Genomic DNA, 20,704 nt, shown 5'->3' on the forward strand with positions numbered 1-20,704 from the left:
AGAAAAAAGGGGTGGCAAAGGATTTTGAGTGAGCCTCAAATCCCTTCGCCGGCGTTATCCGGATCAGGTTCGACGGGTATTTTCTCAGCCCATACGCTTCATCCTTCAAGCCGCATCTGCGTTAGCTTCGCGCGTTCACCCCAGTCACATAGTTATCTATGCTCCAGGGGATTCACCCGCTTGCTGCCTTGATGCAACGTGAATGATATTGCGTATGTTTATTAGCACCCCGTTGAGAACGGCCTTAGTGTAATGATTTTGTCAGATGACGGAAAGCGCTTACGGCTCCGGCGGCGCAAACCACGCGGATTTAAAGTCGAACCAGCCGAGGGTGTTCATCCGTACGCCGCGCATACTGCGCTGCCCCTGAATCATCAGCCAGTGGTGGATCAGCGGCACGATATGTTGCCCGGCCAGCAGCCGCTGGCTCCAGGTGGCCGGATTAAACTCTCCCGCGCGCCAGCGGCAGGCGTCTGCCTGCCAGTCAATGGGGATGCAGCGCTGAATGAGCGGGACTTCGTACAGATAGGCGAAGAGTGAGAATTCGATCGGTAAGGTGAAGTTAACGCTGTTAAGCCAGATATCGCTGACCACCTCGCCGCGATGCCAGGCATCATACTCCAGCTCCTGGATCTCCAGTTTTACCTGATGCGCTGCCAGCAGGTCGCGCATAATCCCGCCGATCACCCGATGTTCGACGTGATCGCGGTAATAGGTGAGGGTGACGGTCTCCAGCCCCGCCGGCTTCTCGCAGGCGTGGTTGCTGGCGTGATGCCAGCGCGGCAGCAGGCCGTAGGCGGGAAACCAGTTGCCCTGGTAGTGTTCGCCCGCATGGTAGAGCAGGTTGGCGGGCTGAAACAGATAGCTTAACCAGCGACGCACCGCGTCGTTGGCCCCCAGCGGGCTTCGCGAGTCGAACAGCAGGTAATAGCAGCCCTCTTCCAGGCGACTCTCCACCGCTTTTTCGCTTTCGGTATTGCCCTGCAGCGTCAGGCCGCCATTGGGCTCTTCACTAATTTCCGGCAGCACCCAGACGTTCACCTCATCGATCAGCGCCCGGTAGCCAAAATAGTCTTCAAAGGCATGGATCTTGAGCTGGTTCTGATTGTTACGCACCACAGCATAAGGGCCGGTGCCGACCGGCATGGAGGAAAAGTGGTTCATGGTCTGCCACTCCTGCGGCAGCACCATCGCCGGCACCTGGCCCAGCAGCCAGGGCAGCCAGCGGTCGGGCTGGCGCAGATGAATATCCAGGGTCCAGGCGGTGGGCGATTCGATGCGTTCGATATGTGAATAGAGCGGCAGGGCATTGCTGCGCTGCAGAGAGGCGATCACATCCGCCATCTCCAGCTCACGGCCGTGGTGAAAATGGATGCCCGGGCGGAGGAAAAAGCGCCAGTGGGTGGGGGTCAGCTGCTGCCAATGGTGGGCAATATCGGCTTCCAGTTCCCCATTTTCCTCATTTACCCGCGTCAGGGCGCTGAAAATTTGCCGGGCAATATGCGTTTCCGAACGCCGCAGCGCACTGCCGGGCAGTAAATTCTTCATCGGACGATAGTAGAGCACGCGCAGGATATGGCGTCCCTGGCGAAAGCTGCGGCCAAGATGAGAGATCAGCATCTGGCGGACGGCGGCCTTATCGCCGACCAGCTGCACCAGCTGATCGATGCGATCCTGCTCGAGGAGATCTTCGGCACGCTGCTGCTGCAGGGCGAGGCCGGTATAGAGAAAGGTTAGCCGTGAACGCTTGCCGCGGCCTGCCTCCGCCTCCCAGGCCAGCCAGCCGCGGGACTCCATCATATTGAGCAGGGTGCGCATATGGCGACGCGAGCAGCTCAGCATTTCCGCCAGCTCGTTGAGGGTGGTCTCCTGCGACTTGCCGTCGCAGCACTGCCATAAGCGGATGAACTGTTGTTGCAGACGGCTGGAAGACATAAAAGGGGAACTCCTGCGCAAAACTCAGCAATTTATTACTCCCCATATTAAGCCAATAATGAATCCCGATGAAGCGAGGAGGTGAATATGATGAGGTCTACCGCAAAATCGTTCTACCAGCGCTATTTTTCTGCGACGCAGGATGCGTCCTGGCTGGCCCGCCTGATGGCAGGACGACAACAGGAAATCCTGGGAGAACTGATGCAGTGGGGAGTGACGTCAAAGGCCTCTGATCATTGACTTGCAGACATCATGTGTGACTGAGTATTGGTGTTATACTCGTCGTTTTTCACGCTGCAGGGGCGTTGGCCGCGACCGCTCGTTTCGCTGTCGATGCGCTCAGGGCCTGACGTTCTGGCCACGCTCACCCTTTCAGGGCCAGCACAAGCGCTGTGCAAAACGGTTAACCGTTTTGTCCTGCAACATGAAACCCATAGAGTATAGAATCACCCGCCAGCAGAAATCCTCTGCTGGCTTTTTTCGTTTACTTCGCGTGTGTTAAGGACATTCCATGCTGTGGTTGATGACGATGGGACGACGGCTAAACGGCGTGTATGCCGCCTTTATGCTGGTTGCTTTTATGATGGGCGTGGCGGGCGCGTTGCAGGCGCCGACGTTGAGTTTGTTTCTCAGCCGCGAAGTAGGGGCGCAGCCGTTCTGGGTGGGCCTGTTCTACACGGTAAATGCCATTGCCGGGATCCTGGTGAGTCTGGCGTTGGCTAAGCGCTCTGATAGCCGCGGCGATCGGCGGCGGTTAATTATGCTCTGCTGCCTGATGGCGGTGGGCAATGCGCTGCTGTTTGCCTTCAACCGTCACTACCTGACGTTAATTACCTGCGGGGTGATGCTGGCGTCCATCGCCAATGCCGCCATGCCGCAGCTCTTCGCCCTGGCGCGGGAGTATGCCGACAGCTCGGCGCGGGAAGTGGTGATGTTCAGTTCGATCATGCGTGCCCAGCTGTCGCTGGCGTGGGTGATTGGCCCGCCGCTGGCCTTTATGCTGGCCCTCAATTATGGCTTTACCACCATGTTTTCCATTGCGGCGGGCATCTTTGTCATTAGCCTGGCGCTGATTGCCATCAAGCTGCCCTCGGTCCCGCGGGTGGAACAGCCTTCGGAAGAGGCGGCAGCGCTGGTGCAGGCCGGCGGCTGGCAGGATAAGAACGTGCGCATGCTGTTTATCGCCTCCACGCTGATGTGGACCTGCAACACGATGTATATCATTGATATGCCGCTGTGGATCAGTAGCGATCTCGGCCTTCCCGATAGCCTGGCCGGGATCCTGATGGGCACTGCCGCCGGACTGGAGATACCGGCGATGATCCTCGCCGGTTACTACGTGAAGCGCTTTGGTAAACGTAAAATGATGGTGGCGGCGGTCGCGGCCGGTGTGCTGTTTTATGCCGGGTTGATTCTGTTTCATGGCCGTACGGCGCTGCTGGCCCTGCAGCTATTTAACGCGGTCTTTATCGGTATTATCGCCGGGATCGGTATGCTGTGGTTCCAGGACTTAATGCCGGGTCGGGCGGGGGCGGCGACCACCCTGTTCACCAACAGTATTTCCACCGGCGTGATCCTCGCCGGCGTGATGCAGGGGGCGCTGTCGCAAAGTTATGGCCACGCCAGCGTCTACTGGACGATCGCCGCGATTTCGCTGGTGACGCTGTTTTTGACCAGCAAGGTGAAGGATAACTGACAATCTGCCTTGCCCCGGCGAGCCGCGTCGCCGGGGCAAGCTGACTACTCCAGGACGATACGCTTGATATCGCCGATGATAAAAATGTAGGCAATCACGCCGATCAGCGCCGTCAGGCCGACGTAGATCAGCGCGTAAAAGAAATTACCCGTTGCGGAGATAATCACGCCAATTATCAGTGGCGCAATAATGGATGCCATATTGGCGCAAAAATTAAATATGCCGCCGGTGAGGCCTGCCATATTTTCCGGGGCAATATCAGAAATTAAGGTCCAGCCCAGACCGACCATTCCCTGGCCAAAAAACGCCACCGACATAATAATGATTACGGTGCTGTTAGCGCTTACCCAGTTTGCCGCAATAATACAGCTGGACAGTAGTAAACCGGAAATTATTGGTAACTTTCGACTGATGTTGACGGAGCCGGTTCGCTTCAGCAACCGGTCCGAGATCCAGCCGCCGAAGAGGATGCCGATCGCGGCGGCGAGGAAGGGCCAGGTGGCGAAAAATCCGACGTGAAGCCAGGGAAGATGGCGCTCGTTGGCAAGATAGCTGGGAAACCACGTCAGAAAAAACACCAGCGTGGTGTTCCCGGCAAACTGGCCCAGACTGGCGCCTACGATCTGACGACAGCCCAGCAGACGCCTGGCGTCACGCCAGTTAAATGGAACGTTCTGGATTTTATTGTTAATGTTGTTTGCGCCGATGTAATCCAACTCTGATTTATTAGCCGTGCGTGATTCATGCGGTTCGTGATAAAAACGCCACCACACCAACGTAAATAAAATACCTAATCCGCCGGTGAGAAAAAACAGCGTTCTCCAGCCATGGTGTTCGAGGATTAAAAATAACAGCGGCGAGAAAGCGGCCAGCCCTATATATTCGCCAACTGTATATGTTGCCGTCGCCCGCGCGCGCTCATGCTGGGGAAACCAGGTGCTGACGATGCGGCTGTTGGCCGGAAAGCAGGGCGCTTCGCTGACGCCAAGCCCCAGGCGCAGGAGGAGCAGGGTTTTCAGCCCGAGGGTAAAACTTTGCAGCAGAGTAAACAGCGACCAGAAGAAAATAGACAGGGCATAGGTGAGCTTGTTACCAAAACGGTCTAAAAATACCCCGCCAGGGATCTGCGCCAGCGCATAGGTCCAGGCAAAGGCGGAGAAAATGATGCCCATCATCGCTGGATCGATATGAATTTCCTGGGTTAATTGTGGGGCGACAATACCCAGGATGGTGCGATCGAGATAATTGATCATCGTTCCGACGGACAACAGCAGTAAAATAACTATCCGAACGCGGCTTCTTTTTTTCGTCCCCGATGAGGAAGTGAGGACTTCCTGAGAGTTTGACATACTCATAGCGAGTTCCTTTAAAGTTTAAAATATTTTTGCATATATTCGCACATGCAAAAACATCTCCAGGAACTATAGATAGTATCTATGAATGGCAACGCTTTGTTGCACATTCATACGCTTCACAAAAGAATATTTGATGTAACGCCGATATTTACCCGCTCCCGCACATTATTGGTGGCTTGCATGGTATATTAGCGTCAGTGCATTTATTCTTATATTATACGGGCAAAAATAATGAACCTAAAGCAACTTTATTATTTTAAACGTCTGTCTGAAACCGAACATTACACCGAAGCCGCCTCCAGTCTGTGCATCACCCAGCCCTCGCTAAGCCATGCGATATCGGAGCTGGAGAAGGAGTTAGGGGTCGCGCTGTTCGCCAGACAGGGACGGAACGTTAAAATTACGCAAAACGGCAAGCGTTTTTTGCCGTATGTCGAAGATGCGCTGGCTTCGCTGGAGAATGGCCGGATGACATTACAAAAAAATGGCGCCGAGAATAAAGAGAATATTCGCATCGCCTTTATTTACACGATGGGCGAATATGTTGTTCCGCAGTTAATTAATCAATATTCTCTTTCACCTGAATGTCACAACGTTACTTTTTCTTTTACTCAGGGGACATCGCTGACCCTATTGCAGGAGCTGAAAGCTGGCAAAGTCGATCTGGCGATTTGCTCTTATATTGCGGATGAGCCGGATATCGATTTTATTCCTGTTATTCAGCAGGAGCTGGTGGTGGTCACGGCGAAGGATCATCCGTTGGCCCGCCTGTATGAACATGAGGTCGATCTGGTAGAGACGATTCATTATCCCTATATCTATTTTTCAGAGAATAGCGGTTTACGTCCATTTATCGATAATGTGTTTATGCAGCAAAAGCTGGTGCCGGAGATCGCCTGCTACGTGGATGAGGATACCGCGATGGCCGGGTTGGTCAGTATTGACTATGGGATCGCGATTATGCCGCGGATCTCCGCGCTCTCCTATTACAACGTTCACATCCTGAAGATTAAAAACACCATCCCCCCACGCTATATCTATCTGGCGACAATGAAAGATCGGTTACTTTCCCCGGCGCTACAGTCATTTAAAAATGTGGTTATCCACGACAGCCAGAATCTCTGTTAGCGGATGGCCCGGAGATCGCCTCCGGGCCATTCGGGCATCAGGAGAGAATATCCATCACTTCACGTAGTTTGGCGATGGCGATCTGTCCTGGCGCAGAAGCCTGTCCTACGGTACCGAAGGTCATCGCCGAGCCGAATAAGCGCCCGGTAACCCGGCTAACGCCACCGGATTTGCCCATCGACATGGTAATCAGCGGGCGAGTGGCATATTTTTCTTTCATGGTCAGCGTAGCGGCAAGCAAGGTCAGAACGTCCTGCGGCGACTGCGGCATCACCGCGATCTTCGGCAGGTCGGCGCCCAGATCCTGCATGCGGCGCAGGCGATAGATAATATCTTCCTGAGCGGGAGTCTTGTGGAAATCATGATTACTCATGATCACCTTGACGCCCGCGGCATGCGCATCGTCAACCAGCGCGCGGATCTGCGCTTCATCATTGAATAGCTCGATATCGATAACATCAACCAGTCCGCTGCGCGCGGCTTCGCGATTGAGCGCGAAGTACGCTTCGTCGCTGATCTCGGTTTCGCCACCTTCTTTCTTGCTGCGGAAGGTGAACAGCAGCGGGAGCGCTTTCAGCGCGCCACGGATTTCCGCCAGCGCGGCCATCACCTGGGTCATGTCTCTGACCTGGGTAAAGTGGTCAACGCGCCATTCGATAATATCGGCGCCGGCATCGACCAGACCATGGGCGTTACCCAGTATCTCATCGAGGGTTTTGCCGATCAGCGGTACACAAATGAGGGTTTCCCCTTCCTGAAAGGTGATGTTCTTTACGGTTACTGCATTTGTCATGTAGGTATCCATTATTGTTCGCGTTGAACCTCAGGCGGTGACTGCGGTGCGGGACACTTTTTGCGCCGCCCGAGCCTGCAGTTGACGATAGCCGATGTACAGGGCGATCACAAAGCCGATCACGGCGATTGCAAAATCAAACCACATAATGCTGGCAATACTGATCTGCGAAAGCTTTGCGGTGATCAGGGGGATCGTGAAGCTGGCGATACTGCCGGCGGTGTAGAAGATCCCGGTTGCTTTGCCTTTTCCGTTCGGGAAACTCATTGCCATGATTGTTGCTCCCAACTGCAGTACCCCGCCGGCGGCGGCAAAGCCGATGATAAAGGCGAAGCCGGTGACCATCATCGGCGTCGGGAACAGGCACACCAGCAGCAGCGAAATCATCGACAGGCCAGTATAGATGATCATGGCGATGGCTGAGCTGAACACCTCTTTGACGAAGGCGGCGGTCACGAAGACGCAGACCAGCGAACCGACGGTATAGATGCTAAGCAGTTTAATCGCCGAGGCGTAGGGCAGGCCGACCACGAATTGACCGTACTGCGCCAGCCACTGGCTGACCAGATAGAAGGTTGCCATGCCAATGTAGCCGTACAGGGTGAAGATCACCATATCCAGCTTATTAGCCTGCGGCCGGGCAGTTGCTTCCGCCTGCGCCGTAGGGGCCTCCTCTTTTTTCGCCGACTGGCTATCCGGGAATGGCATTTTGAGCAGGTAGATGCCGCTCAGGACAAACAGTCCCGCCGCAATGACGAACGACCAGCCGAACCACAGATTCGCCCAGATCAGGAAGCTGATAATGAACGGCAGCAGGAACTGCCCGGCGGAAACGAAGGCTTTGATCAGCACGTTGGCCCGGCTGGCGGAGTGCGGGAAAGACTCCATTAGCGCCGGATAGGTTCCGGAGTCGAGGAAGCTATTCGCCAGGCCCGCCATAATGCCGAAGGCGTAGGCCAGATAGATATTTTTAGTCAGCAGGATGCCGACGAAGAAGATCAGATAGCTGAGGATCCCCAGATAAATAAAAGGCTTACGGCCAAAGCGATCCGACAAAAAGCCGGTCACAATGGTCGCCAGCTTGCCGATACCTAACGAGGAGATAACGATGGATACGCCAGCAGCGTCTGTTCCCCACTGTTCCTGAAGATGGGCCATGTTGAGGGTGATTAAGAGCACCCCCATGCCGTGAATCAGGTAGTTGAGATACAGCCCTGCCGCAGTAGGGATGTATTTATTTTTCATCATTCGCCTCTTAGAACAGAATGCTCTTGATGTAATCAACCGGCATCTGTTTACCCGTCCAGATTTCGAACGCGCGCGCGCCTTGCCACAGCATCATCCCCAGACCGTTCAGGGTGCGGCAGCCTTTTTTCTCCGCCACTTCCAGCAGGTGGGTTTTACGCGGGTTGTAGACGACGTCAGAGACGATCAGATCCGGGCGCAGGAAGCTGTCGTTCGGCAGCAACATTTGGCCTTCGAACGGCTTCATGCCAACGCCGGTGGCATTGGTCAGGATCACGCTGCTGTCGATTTCGGCGCGCAGCTTGTCATGATCGTCGAGATCGAACAGATGGATCTCGCAGTTGGTGTTGTTGCGGATCTTAGCTACCGTTTCTTCGGCGTTGGCGAAGAATTTATCGCGGCGGTTAAAGATGGAGATCGCCTTCACGCCATCCAGAGCCGCCTGGACGCAGAGCGCGGTCGCCGCGCCGCCGGCGCCGAGGACGGTCATCTTCTTGCCGATGATATCGATACCCGCTTCGCTAAGGGCGCGCATATAGCCGGTGCCGTCGGTGATATGTCCGGTCAGTACGCCATCGTCGTTGACCACGGTGTTGACCGCCCCGACCAGCTGCGCCGCCGGCGACAGCTTATCGAGATACTGGCAAATTTCGGTTTTGTTCGGCATAGAGACATTAAAGCCGCGCAGCTTCATTGCCCGAAAGCCCTGCACAACGTCCTTCAACTCCTGATTACCGACTTCAAAAGCCAGATAAACATAGTCCAGCCCGAGATGGGCGAAAGCCTCGTTATGCATGGTGGGTGACATGCTGTGGCGAATCGGGGTGGCGATCAGGCCAATCAGCTCAGTGTGTCCAGTAATACGTTCTGCCATGACAAAAATCCTCAATAAGTTAGAAAGGGAATTCGTTGTGCTTCGCGACTGCCCAGCGCACCCATGTCTTCCAGGGTATCCAGCACGTTGCGGCCTTCGCGGATGCCGTCGATAATGCGCCGCGCCATCAGGCTGTCGCCGATATTCATGATTTTGACGTTATTGGCATTGGCCCAGCGCTCGATCTCGTCGAGACCCGTCCGGTTGGCGCGCATCCCCAGGCAGACAAAGCCGTAGTCAAAGGGGATATCGAAGGTTTGCTGTGTATTTTTCACCCGGAAATGGTCGGCAGCGACTGCCATCAGTTGGGTATTCATGTGCTGTTCGACCTGGTGCTCGTCGAGCATGGTCAACATGGCATTTTTGGTAATGATGTCGAGGTCGCGACCGGCGGCGTCCTGCATTTCGATTAATACCGCCTGCGCGCCGCGCGCCGTAAAGTATTCGATAACGTCGAGGCCAACGGCGCCTGCGCCGACGACGGCGATACGTTTACCCTCGATATCGGTAAATTTCGCCAGGTTGTCGATCATGCCGGTAATGGAAAAGACTTTGCCGTCCGCGGTATCAATGTTTTCCCGCAAGCCCTCAATGGGCGGCAGCAGCGGCGTTGAGCCGGTGGCGTTGACAATCAGATGCGGATGCAGGGCGGAAACTGAGGCCACGTCGGCACATTTGCCGACCTGCAGCATCAGGTTGTCCAGCGAGGCGATGCGATTTTTCATAAACTGCGGGAAATCAGCGATGCGTTTTTTCTCCGGCAGGCGGGAGATTTCGCTGGCGAGGCCGCCGACGTGGTTTTTCGCCTCCAGCAGCCAGGTATGGCAACCGACTTCCGCCGCCGTGCAGGCGGCTTCCATCCCGGCGGTGCCAGCGCCGATGACCACCACGTTCGTTTCGCGACTGACGCGGCGCATTTTGTAGGCATCGCCGTGGATGATGTCCGGGTTAATCGAACAGCGCAGCGGGCGCGAGCGGGCGATACGATGGTCAGCGCAACCGATATTGCAGGAGATGCATTTGCGCATCAGGCGCTCTTTACCGCCTTGCACCTTCTGCACCCACTCCGGCTCGGCAATCAGGCCGCGGCCAATGGCAATAAGGTCGGCATCGCCGCTGGCGAGAATATCCTCGGCCACCTGTGGTGAGCGAATATTGCCGGCGATGACCGTGGGCTTATGGAATTTATCGCGCACCGCGCGGGAGAGGTAGCGCTTCCAGCCATCCTCCAGCGACATCTGGTCGATTTGCAGATTCAGGTTGTCATTCTGCGCCGCAGAGACGTTGATGATATCGACCTTATCCTGGCAGAGTTCAAGGATGCGCAGGGAATCTTCGAGGGTATTGCCCCCCTTGAGGAAGTCGTCGGCGCTGATGCGCAGGCTGACCGGAAAACGCGGCCCCACGCAGGCGCGCACTTTATCGATAATCAGACTTAATATCCGGGTGCGGTTTTCGACGCTGCCGCCAAATTCATCGGTGCGCTTATTAAATAATGGCGATAAAAACTGGCTAATTAAATAGGAATGACCGGCATGAATTTCAACGCTGTCAAAACCCGCGCGACGAACGCGCTCCGCGGCATCACCAAATTTTTCTACCGCATGATAAATTTCCTCATGCGTCATCGGGCGTGGAATATTTCCGTGCTTTTTCGAGGGCGTCGTGGAGGAAGAGAGTGGCGTCTGGCCGTCAAGGCGGTAGGCGTACGCCGAAGCGCCGGCATGATTTAACTGAATGGATACGCAGGCGCCATGTTTATGCAGGGTCTCGGTTAATTTAAACAGTCGCGGAATATATTGATCGTTATCGATGCGTAACTGCGTGGTGCCGTTGGAAGCAAAGGGAAAATCAATACAGATGTTTTCGATGGTGATAAGTCCGGTGCCGCCTTTGGCCCGCAGTTCATAGTATTCCAGCTGTTCCTGCGAGACCTCGCCGTTGAGCGTGGCCATATTGGTGCCCATAGGGGGCATGATAATGCGGTTTTTTAGCGTCATGCCGTTGATGGTCAACGGACTGAAAAGGTGCGGATAGTGGCTCATCTCTTCTCTCCACAGGAGGCCGGGAGGCCGATATGCGGGGGCCCGGGCGTGTCCTTAGTTAATATTTCTCTGTGGGCAAAGATAGCGAGGGGAAAAATCGAAAAATAATGTTTTTTTTTGTTCTGAGCTATAGGGGTTCTCTATGAGATTAACGCTTCTTTCACATTCTTATATTTTTATATTAAACACTCGTGCCTTATTTTTACTTGCAGTGAAGGGATAATACATAAACAACGAAGAGGAAGAGAAGGAAAGCGGAATGATTCTTCTTTATGGTGTGGGGCAGGGTGGGGTCAAGGCCTGACAATCAGCGAATCAATATTGGTTTTTGTGCGTGAGATCGCAATTTCCGCCGCGATAAAATTAAAAAGCCCGGTCAAATGACCGGGCCCGAAGGTTAATTCATAAACGCCGGCAGCTTGCGTTCATAGTCGGAAATCGCCTCTCCGTGCTGCAGCGTCAGGCCGATGCTATCCAGGCCGTTGAGCATACAGTGGCGGCGGAAGTCGTCGATCTTAAAGCTGTAGGTTTTATCCCCAGCTTTAACCACCTGCGCTTCCAGATCCACTTCAAACGTCATGCCCGGGTTGGCCTGCACCAGCTTGAACAGCTCGTCGACCTGCTCGTCGCTCAGGGTCACCGGCAGCAGCTGGTTATTGAAGCTGTTGCCGTAAAAGATATCGGCAAAGCTTGGCGCAATCACGACCTTAAAGCCGTAATCGGTCAACGCCCACGGCGCGTGCTCGCGCGAGGAGCCGCAGCCGAAGTTTTCACGTGCCAGCAGGATTGACGCCCCTTTGTATTGCGGGAAATTCAGCACAAAATCCGGGTTCGGCTGCTGGCCTTTATCGTCGAGAAAGCGCCAGTCGTTAAACAGGTGGGCGCCGAAGCCGGTGCGAGTCACTTTCTGCAAAAACTGCTTGGGAATAATCGCGTCGGTATCGACGTTTGCAGCATCCAGCGGAACCACCAGGCCGGTATGTTGGGTAAATTTCTCTGCCATGATGGTCTCCTTACTTCAGATTACGGATATCGGCGAAATGACCGGTAACAGCTGCCGCTGCGGCCATTGCCGGGCTCACCAGGTGCGTGCGTCCGCCGCGGCCCTGACGGCCTTCAAAATTACGGTTGCTGGTGGAGGCACAGCGCTCGCCCGGATTCAGGCGGTCATTGTTCATTGCCAGACACATCGAGCAACCCGGTAAGCGCCACTCAAAGCCGGCTTCGATGAAGATCTTATCCAGGCCTTCCGCTTCCGCCTGCGCTTTCACCGGACCGGAACCCGGCACCACCAGCGCCTGGACACCCGGCGCCACTTTACGCCCTTTAGCGATTTCCGCCGCGGCGCGTAAATCTTCGATTCGCGAGTTGGTGCAGGAGCCGATAAACACTTTATCGATAGCCACATCCGTCAGCGGGATCCCGGATTTCAGGCCCATGTAGGCCAGCGCTTTTTCGGCGCTGGCGCGTTCCACTGGATCGCTGAATGACGCCGGATCGGGGATATTATCCGTCACTGAGATCACCTGGCCCGGGTTGGTGCCCCAGGTCACCTGCGGGGCAATCTCCGCCGCCTGCAGCGTCACCACGGTATCATACGTCGCGCCATCGTCGGTTTTCAGGGTTTTCCAGTACGCGACGGCATCGTCAAAATCTTTGCCTTTCGGCGCATGCAGACGGCCGCGTACGTAATTGAAGGTGGTTTCGTCCGGCGCGACCAGGCCCGCTTTGGCGCCCATCTCGATCGCCATGTTGCACAGGGTCATACGCCCTTCCATGCTCAGATCGCGGATCGCTTCGCCGCAGAACTCAACCACATGGCCGGTGCCGCCGGCGCTACCGGTTTTACCAATGATGGCCAGCACGATATCTTTAGCGGTAATACCCGGCGCCGCTTTGCCTTGCACGTCGATTTTCATGGTCTTCGCGCGGCCCTGTTTCAGGGTCTGGGTCGCCAGCACATGCTCCACTTCGGAGGTGCCGATACCGAACGCCAGGGCCCCGAACGCGCCGTGGGTGGCGGTATGGGAGTCACCGCAAACAATGGTCATCCCCGGCAGGGTGACGCCCTGCTCCGGGCCCATGACGTGGACGATACCCTGGTATGGGTGATTTAAGTCATACAGCTCAACGCCAAACTCTTTACAGTTCTTAATCAGCTCCTGCATCTGGATACGGGCCATCTCGCCGGACGCGTTGATATCTTTGGTCTGCGTCGAGACGTTGTGATCCATGGTCGCGAAGGTTTTACCCGGCTGGCGCACCTGGCGGCCATGCGCGCGCAGGCCGTCAAACGCCTGCGGGGAGGTCACTTCGTGCACCAGATGGCGGTCGATGTACAGCAGCGGGGTTTCGTTCTGCGCCTCATACACTACGTGCGCATCAAATAATTTTTCGTATAACGTCTTCGCCATGATTACACCCCTTCTGCGACATAGCGGGCAATGATATCGCCCATTTCATCAGTACTGACCGCCGCCGTTCCGCGCGCCAGGTCGCCAGTACGAACCCCTTCCTCTAAGGCACGGTTGATGGCGCTTTCAATGGCGGTCGCCGCTTCGTCAGCGTCGAGGCTGTAGCGCAGCAGCAGGGCCAGAGAGAGGATCTGCGCGATCGGGTTAGCGATATTTTTGCCCGCGATGTCCGGCGCCGAGCCGCCCGCTGGTTCATACAGGCCAAAACCTTGTTCGTTAAGGCTCGCGGATGGCAGCATACCCATCGAGCCGGTGATCATCGCGCACTCGTCGGAGAGGATGTCGCCAAACAGGTTGGAGCACAGCAGCACGTCGAACTGGGACGGATCTTTAATCAGTTGCATGGTGGCGTTATCGATATACATATGCGCCAGCTCAACGTCCGGATACTCCTTGCCGATCTCGGTGACGATTTCGCGCCACAGAATGGACGACTGCAGGACGTTGGCCTTATCGATGGAGGTCACTTTGTGACGACGCTTACGAGCGGATTCAAAAGCGATGCGCGCGATACGTTCGATTTCAAAGCGGTGATACACCTCGGTATCAAAGGCTTTCTCATGCTGACCGCTGCCTTCGCGGCCTTTTGGCTGGCCGAAGTAGATGCCGCCGGTCAGTTCGCGAACGCAGAGAATGTCGAAGCCGTTGGCAGCGATGTCGGCGCGCAGCGGGCAGAACTCCTCCAGCCCCTGGTACAGTTTGGCCGGACGCAGGTTGCTGAACAGTTTGAAGTGCTTACGCAGCGGCAGCAGCGCACCGCGCTCTGGCTGCTCGGCGGGCGGCAGGTGTTCCCATTTCGGACCACCGACGGAGCCGAACAGGATCGCATCCGCCTGTTCGCATCCGGCGACGGTCGCCTGCGGCAGGGGAGTCCCCTGACGGTCAATAGCCGCCCCACCGACGTCATACTGGCTGGTGGTAATGTGCATGGCAAAACGTTGGCGCACGGCTTCCAGTACTTTCATCGCCTGGTTCATCACTTCCGGGCCAATGCCATCACCCGGCAAAACGGCAATATGGTAATTCTTCGACATTACACGGTTTCCTTATTGTTCTCTTTATTCTGAGCTTTGCGTTGCAATTCTTTTTCGACTTCGGCGGCGCGCCAGATGTTGTTCAGCACGTGAACCATGGCTTTTGCTGACGACTCAACGATATCTGTGGCCAGACCAACACCGTGGAAACGGCGGCCGTTGTAGTCAACGACGATATCCACCTGGCCCAGGGCGTCTTTGCCGTGGCCTTTCGCACTTAAGCCATACTTCACTAAATCAATGTTGTAGTTTGTCACGCGGTTAATAGCCTGGTAGATGGCGTCGACCGGACCGTTGCCATTAGCGGCTTCGGTTTTGATTTCATCCCCGCAGACCAGCTTGATTGAAGCAGTGGCGATATCGCTGGAGCCAGACTGGACGCTGAAGTAGTCCAGGCGGAAATGCTCCGGCTCTTCCTGCTGCTTGTTGATAAACGCCAGCGCTTCCAGATCGTAATCGAAGACCTGGCCTTTTTTGTCCGCCAGCTTCAGGAACGCGTCGTACAGATGATCCAGGTTGTAATCGCTCTCCTGGTAACCCATCTCTTCCATCCGGTGTTTCACCGCCGCGCGACCGGAGCGGGAAGTCAGGTTCAGCTGTACCTGGTTCAGGCCGATGGATTCCGGAGTCATGATTTCGTAGTTTTCGCGGTTCTTCAGTACGCCGTCCTGGTGGATGCCGGAGGAGTGGGCGAAGGCGCCGGTGCCGACGATGGCTTTGTTGGCCGGGATAGGCATATTGCAGATCTGGCTGACGGTCTGGCTGGTGCGCCAGATTTCATGATGATTAATGTTGGTGTGCACGTTCATGATGTCTTTGCGCACTTTGATCGCCATGATCACTTCTTCCAGCGCACAGTTGCCAGCGCGTTCGCCGATACCGTTCATCGCGCCTTCTACCTGGCGCGCACCGGCGTGGACCGCGGCGAGGGCGTTACCGACGGCGATGCCCAGGTCATCATGGGTGTGGACGGAAATAATCGCTTTGTCGATATTCGGCACGCGATCATACAGGCCGCTGATAATGTTGGCGTATTCGAACGGCATGGTGTAGCCGACGGTGTCCGGGATATTAATGGTGGTGGCGCCAGCGTTGATCGCCGCTTCGACGACGCGAGCCAGATCGGCAATCGGCGTGCGGCCGGCGTCTTCACAAGAGAATTCGACATCGTCAGTGTAGTTGCGCGCCCGCTTCACCATATAGATCGCGCGCTCAATCACTTCATCCAGCGTGCTGCGCAGTTTGGTGGCGATATGCATCGGCGAGGTTGCAATAAAGGTATGGATGCGGAAAGCTTCAGCCACCTTTAAGGATTCTGCTGCCACATCGATATCTTTCTCAACGCAGCGCGCCAGAGCGCAAACACGACTGTTTTTGATGGTGCGCGCGATACTTTGCACCGATTCAAAATCGCCCGGGGAAGAGACCGGGAAACCGACTTCCATTACGTCGACCCCCATACGCTCAAGGGCCAGAGCGATCTGCAGCTTCTCTTTGACACTCAGGCTTGCCTGTAACGCTTGTTCGCCATCACGTAAGGTCGTATCGAAAATAATGACTTGCTGGCTCATGGTTTGGATCCTTAGTCTGTGTCCTGGCGCCTTGTTGACGAGCATAAAAAAACCCGCGCCAAGGCGCGGGTTTTATAGTCTTGCTGGAAGATGACTTAACGCTGAACGTCGCCCAACAGCCTACCGCGCAAATGGCATGCGTTTAGTAGTAGTAGGCTGGTGATACGAGCGGTGCGAATCATTGCGTCAAACTCCAGATGAAATCGTTATGCTTTTAGAGTTACTGGATAGCCGTTTTAAAGTCAACCCCTGGCACGGAAAAAGCGTTATTGGCTCTCGATGTGAATTAGCAAATTGTGCTGATGCAAGCCCTGTTTTGCCGAAGATCCTATTTTGGACAAAGGGAGGCGCGTCCTCAATTGTTTCATTTGAAAAAGTGCTTTGCATTCAACGCATCGGCCACGATGAACCGTGAACGAGGCGGCAAAAAAAGCTATCTGAATGAAAATATTATATTTATTTTCCTTATGAATGTATTTGCTCATTAGCGGATTATTTTTCAATGATAAGCAGTTGTTAATTTTATGAGGTTAAAAATAAAATACTTTATTATTGCTTAAGTTACAGTTAACTAGTGGTGTTGTTTTTATTTTTACGGATTATGGGTACACTCATCATCATTAAGTAACCGGTATGGTTTGAGCGGTTCATTTTCCTGGTAGTCCCGCTTTTTCACTGCCACTCATAGCCTTGATATATTCCTAAAAATCTCCTTTGCTATTTTGCAAATGTCATTTGCATGATAAATGATATTTTCGACGCTAATTATAGCGGTTTAGTAAAGGGAATTCATCGTGACGGCGGAATTAGATATGTTAATTGACACTCCAGAATATAAATCAGCCCCCGGACAGGAAGTCGTTAAACCTCAACTACGGATGGTTGATCTCAATCTGCTCACCGTTTTTGATGCGGTTATGCAAGAGCAGAATATCACCCGTGCCGCCCATACGCTCGGCATGTCTCAACCCGCGGTGAGTAACGCGGTTTCACGTCTGAAAGTGATGTTTAATGATGAGCTGTTTGTGCGCTATGGCCGCGGTATTCAGCCGACGGCGCGGGCCTATCAGCTTTTTGGTTCTGTGCGCCAGGCGCTGCAGCTGGTCCAAAACGAATTGCCGGGCTCCGGTTTTGAACCGCTAAGCAGTGAGCGCGTTTTCCATCTGTGCGTCTGCAGCCCGCTGGATAACATCCTGACGTCGGTTATTTTTAATAAAGTTGCGGAGATCGCACCCAATATTCATTTGGTCTTTAAATCCGCGCTGAATCAAAATACGGAACATCAGTTACGTTATCAGGAAACGGAATTTGTGATCGGTTATGAAGAGTTCCGTCGCCCTGAGTTTGCCTGCGTCCCGTTATTCAAAGACGAAATGGTTTTGGTGGCCAGTCGCAACCATCCCCGTATTTCCGGGCCGGTGATGGAGGCGGATATTTATCGTGAGGAGCATGCTACGGTGGCTCTCGATCGGTATGCCTCATTCAGTTTACCGTGGTATGACACGGCCGATAAACAGGCGCGTATCGCCTATCAGGGTAATGCGATGGTCAGCGTATTAAACGTGGTATCGCAAACTCAGATGGTGGCGATTGCCCCGCGCTGGCTGGCCAATGAGTTTGCCGATAAATTAGCCCTGCAAATATTACCTTTGCCGTTGAAGGTTAACAGCCGGACCTGCTATCTCTCGTGGCATGAAGCGGCTGGCCGCGATAAAGGCCATCAGTGGATGGAAGAGCTGCTGGTGGATATTTGCAAGCGCTGAGCCGATGGCAACGAGGGTAAAAGGAGCTTCGGCTCCTTTTTTTATATGATGTAAATTCGATAATGCAGAATTTTGTTCTGTTTGACCTGTTCGAGGCATTCGTTGGGTTCGTGAAAAATGGATCAATTCCTGCTATCACGCCTTTTCTCCGAGTATTTACCATTCCCTTTTCTTATCTCTGAAGCAATCCACCATATTTTCACTTCTCCGCTTTCTTTTCTTCTTATTACGGGGATAACACATCCCCTGCGGCGAATTGCCTGCCTGCTGGCGAGCAGTTATGGTAGTGGCATGCAGTCCATTCACCTCAGTGCGGAGGGTCTCTCCTCCGCATCGTGCGAGCGCGCGGAAATTGAGTTCCGCTGTCGTAAAACAATAAGCCTGGAGGCAAACCATGGAGATGTTGTCAGGAGCCGAGATGGTCGTCCAATCGCTTGTCGATCAGGGCGTCAAGCAAGTATTCGGCTATCCCGGAGGCGCAGTCCTCGATATCTATGATGCGTTACATACCCTTGGCGGTATCGATCATGTGCTGGTTCGCCACGAGCAGGCGGCAGTGCATATGGCGGATGGCCTGGCGCGGGCGACCGGCGAGGTTGGCGTCGTGCTGGTCACCTCTGGACCAGGGGCGACGAACGCCATCACCGGTATCGCGACGGCCTATATGGATTCCATTCCGCTGGTGATCCTCTCCGGGCAGGTGGCGACATCGCTGATCGGCTACGATGCCTTCCAGGAGTGCGACATGGTGGGGATTTCCCGTCCGGTGGTGAAGCACAGTTTCCTGGTGAAGCAGACCGAAGATATTCCCGGTGTCCTGAAGAAAGCCTTCTGGCTGGCGGCCAGCGGTCGCCCCGGACCGGTGGTGGTCGATCTACCGAAAGATATTCTCAATCCGGCGAAAAAGCTGCCGTACGCCTGGCCGGAGGCGGTGAGTATGCGTTCGTATAACCCGACCACCAGCGGTCATAAGGGACAGATTAAACGCGCCCTGCAGACCCTGGTGGCGGCGAGTAAGCCGGTCGTTTACGTCGGCGGCGGGGCGATCAATGCGCATTGCGAACCCCAGCTGCGTGAACTGGTGGAAAAGCTGAAGCTGCCGGTTGCTTCCTCCCTGATGGGGCTTGGCGCTTTCCCGGCGACGCACCCGCAGGCGCTGGGGATGCTGGGTATGCACGGCACCTATGAAGCCAACATGACCATGCACCATTCGGACGTCATTTTCGCCGTCGGCGTCCGCTTTGACGATCGGACCACCAACAATCTGGCCAAGTACTGTCCGAACGCGACGGTGCTGCATATTGATATCGATCCGACCTCGATCTCGAAAACCGTGCCGGCAGATGTGCCGATCGTCGGCGATGCCCGGCTGGTACTGGAGCAGATGCTGGAGCTACTGGACCAGGAAGAGACGCAGCAGCCGCTGGACGACATTCGCGACTGGTGGCAACAGATCGAGCAGTGGCGTGCCCGCCATTGTCTGCGCTACGACGACCAGAGCGATAAAATCAAACCGCAGGCGGTGATTGAAACTATCTGGCGGTTGACCCAGGGCGATGCCTACGTCACTTCCGATGTGGGCCAGCACCAGATGTTCGCCGCCCTGTATTACCCCTTCGACAAACCACGGCGCTGGATTAACTCCGGTGGTCTCGGCACCATGGGCTTTGGCCTACCGGCTGCGCTGGGGGTCAAAATGGCTCTGCCGGACGAAATGGTGGTCTGCGTGACCGGTGACGGCAGTATCCAGATGAACATTCAGGAACTCTCTACTGCGCTGCAGTATGAGTTACCGGTCCTGGTGCTTAACCTCAACAACCGCTATCTCGGGATGGTGAAGCAGTGGCAGGATATGCTCTATTCCGGGCGCCACTCCCAGTCCTATATGGAATCGCTGCCGGACTTTGTGCGTCTGGCGGAAGCCTACGGTCACGTCGGGATCCGCATCAGCGAGCCGCAGGAGCTGGAGTCAAAGCTTGCTGAAGCGCTGGAGCAGGTGCGTCAGCGCCGGCTGGTGTTTGTCGATGTCACCGTCGACGGCAGTGAGCATGTGTACCCCATGCAGATCCGCGGCGGCGGCATGGATGAGATGTGGTTGAGCAAAACGGAGAGGACCTGATTATGCGCCGGATATTATCGGTATTACTGGAAAACGAATCGGGCGCATTGTCCCGCGTTATCGGCCTCTTTTCCCAGCGTGGCTATAATATAGAAAGCCTGACTGTGGCGCCGACGGACGACCCTACGCTCTCCAGAATGACCATCCAGACCGTGGGCGATGAAAAAGCGATCGAGCAGATTGAAAAGCAGCTGCACAAGCTGGTGGATGTGCTGCGGGTCAGCGAATTGGGGCAGGGGGCCCATGTCGAACGCGAAATCATGCTGGTGAAGGTTCAGGCCAGCGGCTATGGCCGTGAAGAAGTGAAACGCAACACCGAAATTTTTCGCGGACAGATTATCGATGTGACGCCTTCTATCTATACCGTTCAGCTCGCCGGAACCAGTGATAAGCTTGATGCTTTCCTGGCTTCGCTGCGCGATGTCGCTCGGATCGTGGAAGTGGCTCGCTCCGGAGTGGTCGGCCTGTCTCGCGGTGATAAAATCATGCGCTGAGGATCGGGAACTGATGCAAAAATAGCCCGGCAGCGACTGTCGGGCTTTTTTTTTGCGAAATCAGTAGGAACTGTAAGCGAAAGCGGTTGCTGCGCTAACTATTCTGCGCTTAGATGTTATAAAAAGGGTTCCATACCTGAATAATGGTTATGTTTGGCACTTCTTACCCAAGGGGCAA

17 protein-coding genes and 1 riboswitch are annotated in these 20,704 nt (G+C 54.9%); of the genes, 6 read left to right on the forward strand and 11 right to left on the reverse strand.

The features are described from left to right. Nucleotides 1-22 precede the first annotated feature (22 nt). A riboswitch (TPP riboswitch) is annotated at nt 23-242 on the reverse strand. Between the two features lie 37 nt (nt 243-279). Next, complete coding sequence (gene sgrR / locus HMPREF3142_RS08705) at nt 280-1,935, reverse strand: HTH-type transcriptional regulator SgrR (RefSeq protein WP_008807454.1); 1,656 nt, start codon at nt 1,933-1,935, stop codon at nt 280-282. Nucleotides 1,936-2,022: 87 nt separating this feature from the next. Between sgrR and sgrT the strand changes: the two genes are divergently transcribed. Beyond that, complete coding sequence (sgrT, locus tag HMPREF3142_RS27635; RefSeq protein WP_012542866.1) at nt 2,023-2,175, forward strand: glucose uptake inhibitor SgrT; 153 nt, start codon at nt 2,023-2,025, stop codon at nt 2,173-2,175. Nucleotides 2,176-2,446: 271 nt separating this feature from the next. After that, nucleotides 2,447-3,631, forward strand: coding sequence for a sugar efflux transporter (locus HMPREF3142_RS08710; protein ID WP_070611996.1), 1,185 nt, complete (start codon nt 2,447-2,449; stop codon nt 3,629-3,631). A 44-nt stretch (nt 3,632-3,675) separates the two neighbouring features. Here HMPREF3142_RS08710 and HMPREF3142_RS08715 read toward each other — a convergent pair whose 3' ends face one another. Next, nucleotides 3,676-4,986 (reverse strand): MFS transporter, encoded by a 1,311-nt coding sequence (locus tag HMPREF3142_RS08715; protein ID WP_064171253.1) that lies wholly within the window; start codon nt 4,984-4,986, stop codon nt 3,676-3,678. Nucleotides 4,987-5,217: 231 nt separating this feature from the next. Here HMPREF3142_RS08715 and HMPREF3142_RS08720 point away from each other — a divergent pair, with 231 nt between their 5' ends. Next, nucleotides 5,218-6,114: a LysR family transcriptional regulator gene (locus HMPREF3142_RS08720; RefSeq protein WP_012542863.1), complete on the forward strand. Its 897-nt coding sequence runs from the start codon at nt 5,218-5,220 to the stop codon at nt 6,112-6,114. Nucleotides 6,115-6,151: 37 nt separating this feature from the next. Here HMPREF3142_RS08720 and aroD read toward each other — a convergent pair whose 3' ends face one another. The 9 genes from aroD to leuL form a co-directional block, all read right to left on the reverse strand. Next, nucleotides 6,152-6,907 (reverse strand): type I 3-dehydroquinate dehydratase, encoded by a 756-nt coding sequence (gene aroD / locus HMPREF3142_RS08725; RefSeq protein WP_012968942.1) that lies wholly within the window; start codon nt 6,905-6,907, stop codon nt 6,152-6,154. A gap of 30 nt (nt 6,908-6,937) precedes the next feature. Continuing rightward, nucleotides 6,938-8,152, reverse strand: coding sequence for an MFS transporter (locus HMPREF3142_RS08730; protein ID WP_064171252.1), 1,215 nt, complete (start codon nt 8,150-8,152; stop codon nt 6,938-6,940). 10 nt (nt 8,153-8,162) lie between these two features. Beyond that, a complete protein-coding gene (locus tag HMPREF3142_RS08735) occupies nt 8,163-9,026 on the reverse strand; it encodes a shikimate dehydrogenase (RefSeq protein ID WP_008807448.1) in 864 nt (287 codons plus the stop codon). Between the two features lie 11 nt (nt 9,027-9,037). Next, complete coding sequence (locus tag HMPREF3142_RS08740) at nt 9,038-11,071, reverse strand: oxidoreductase (RefSeq protein ID WP_016160290.1); 2,034 nt, start codon at nt 11,069-11,071, stop codon at nt 9,038-9,040. 397 nt (nt 11,072-11,468) lie between these two features. Next, nucleotides 11,469-12,074 carry a 3-isopropylmalate dehydratase small subunit gene (gene leuD, locus HMPREF3142_RS08745; protein WP_008807446.1) on the reverse strand — a complete coding sequence of 202 codons (606 nt, stop codon included), beginning with the start codon at nt 12,072-12,074 and terminating at the stop codon, nt 11,469-11,471. 10 nt (nt 12,075-12,084) lie between these two features. After that, nucleotides 12,085-13,485 carry a 3-isopropylmalate dehydratase large subunit gene (leuC, locus tag HMPREF3142_RS08750; RefSeq protein ID WP_064166841.1) on the reverse strand — a complete coding sequence of 467 codons (1,401 nt, stop codon included), beginning with the start codon at nt 13,483-13,485 and terminating at the stop codon, nt 12,085-12,087. A 2-nt stretch (nt 13,486-13,487) separates the two neighbouring features. Further along, the gene (gene leuB / locus HMPREF3142_RS08755; protein ID WP_008807444.1) at nt 13,488-14,579 is read right to left on the reverse strand and encodes a 3-isopropylmalate dehydrogenase; all 1,092 of its coding nucleotides are present in this window, start codon (nt 14,577-14,579) and stop codon (nt 13,488-13,490) included. After that, nucleotides 14,579-16,150: a 2-isopropylmalate synthase gene (leuA, locus tag HMPREF3142_RS08760; RefSeq protein ID WP_008807443.1), complete on the reverse strand. Its 1,572-nt coding sequence runs from the start codon at nt 16,148-16,150 to the stop codon at nt 14,579-14,581. The genes leuB and leuA overlap by 1 nt, the downstream gene beginning before the upstream one ends. A 95-nt stretch (nt 16,151-16,245) precedes the next feature. After that, the gene (gene leuL, locus HMPREF3142_RS27645) at nt 16,246-16,332 is read right to left on the reverse strand and encodes a leu operon leader peptide (RefSeq protein WP_004222662.1); all 87 of its coding nucleotides are present in this window, start codon (nt 16,330-16,332) and stop codon (nt 16,246-16,248) included. A gap of 612 nt (nt 16,333-16,944) precedes the next feature. On the opposite strand from leuL, the gene leuO reads away from it, so the two are divergent. The 3 genes from leuO to ilvN all read left to right on the forward strand — a co-directional run bounded on the left by leuO (nt 16,945) and on the right by ilvN (nt 20,526). Beyond that, nucleotides 16,945-17,913, forward strand: a complete 969-nt coding sequence (gene leuO, locus HMPREF3142_RS08765) for a transcriptional regulator LeuO (protein WP_072121929.1) — start codon at nt 16,945-16,947, stop codon at nt 17,911-17,913. A 394-nt stretch (nt 17,914-18,307) separates the two neighbouring features. Further along, nucleotides 18,308-20,032, forward strand: a complete 1,725-nt coding sequence (gene ilvI, locus HMPREF3142_RS08770; protein WP_008807441.1) for an acetolactate synthase 3 large subunit — start codon at nt 18,308-18,310, stop codon at nt 20,030-20,032. A 2-nt stretch (nt 20,033-20,034) separates the two neighbouring features. Further along, a complete protein-coding gene (gene ilvN / locus HMPREF3142_RS08775; RefSeq protein WP_002888536.1) occupies nt 20,035-20,526 on the forward strand; it encodes an acetolactate synthase small subunit in 492 nt (163 codons plus the stop codon). Nucleotides 20,527-20,704: the final 178 nt, after the last annotated feature.

Origin of the sequence: Klebsiella sp. HMSC16C06, from assembly GCF_001808325.1 — a bacterium.
Taxonomy (GTDB): domain Bacteria; phylum Pseudomonadota; class Gammaproteobacteria; order Enterobacterales; family Enterobacteriaceae; genus Klebsiella; species Klebsiella variicola.

Bases quoted from the DNA above. Each gene is read 5' to 3' on its own strand.
- sgrR (WP_008807454.1), bottom strand. From the start codon at position 1,935: ATGTCTTCCAGCCGTCTGCAACAACAGTTCATCCGCTTATGGCAGTGC.
- sgrT (WP_012542866.1), top strand. From the start codon at position 2,023: ATGATGAGGTCTACCGCAAAATCGTTCTACCAGCGCTATTTTTCTGCG.
- HMPREF3142_RS08710 (WP_070611996.1), top strand. From the start codon at position 2,447: ATGCTGTGGTTGATGACGATGGGACGACGGCTAAACGGCGTGTATGCC.
- HMPREF3142_RS08715 (WP_064171253.1), bottom strand. From the start codon at position 4,986: ATGAGTATGTCAAACTCTCAGGAAGTCCTCACTTCCTCATCGGGGACG.
- HMPREF3142_RS08720 (WP_012542863.1), top strand. From the start codon at position 5,218: ATGAACCTAAAGCAACTTTATTATTTTAAACGTCTGTCTGAAACCGAA.
- aroD (WP_012968942.1), bottom strand. From the start codon at position 6,907: ATGACAAATGCAGTAACCGTAAAGAACATCACCTTTCAGGAAGGGGAA.
- HMPREF3142_RS08730 (WP_064171252.1), bottom strand. From the start codon at position 8,152: ATGAAAAATAAATACATCCCTACTGCGGCAGGGCTGTATCTCAACTAC.
- HMPREF3142_RS08735 (WP_008807448.1), bottom strand. From the start codon at position 9,026: ATGGCAGAACGTATTACTGGACACACTGAGCTGATTGGCCTGATCGCC.
- HMPREF3142_RS08740 (WP_016160290.1), bottom strand. From the start codon at position 11,071: ATGAGCCACTATCCGCACCTTTTCAGTCCGTTGACCATCAACGGCATG.
- leuD (WP_008807446.1), bottom strand. From the start codon at position 12,074: ATGGCAGAGAAATTTACCCAACATACCGGCCTGGTGGTTCCGCTGGAT.
- leuC (WP_064166841.1), bottom strand. From the start codon at position 13,485: ATGGCGAAGACGTTATACGAAAAATTATTTGATGCGCACGTAGTGTAT.
- leuB (WP_008807444.1), bottom strand. From the start codon at position 14,579: ATGTCGAAGAATTACCATATTGCCGTTTTGCCGGGTGATGGCATTGGC.
- leuA (WP_008807443.1), bottom strand. From the start codon at position 16,150: ATGAGCCAGCAAGTCATTATTTTCGATACGACCTTACGTGATGGCGAA.
- leuL (WP_004222662.1), bottom strand. From the start codon at position 16,332: ATGATTCGCACCGCTCGTATCACCAGCCTACTACTACTAAACGCATGC.
- ilvI (WP_008807441.1), top strand. From the start codon at position 18,308: ATGGAGATGTTGTCAGGAGCCGAGATGGTCGTCCAATCGCTTGTCGAT.
- ilvN (WP_002888536.1), top strand. From the start codon at position 20,035: ATGCGCCGGATATTATCGGTATTACTGGAAAACGAATCGGGCGCATTG.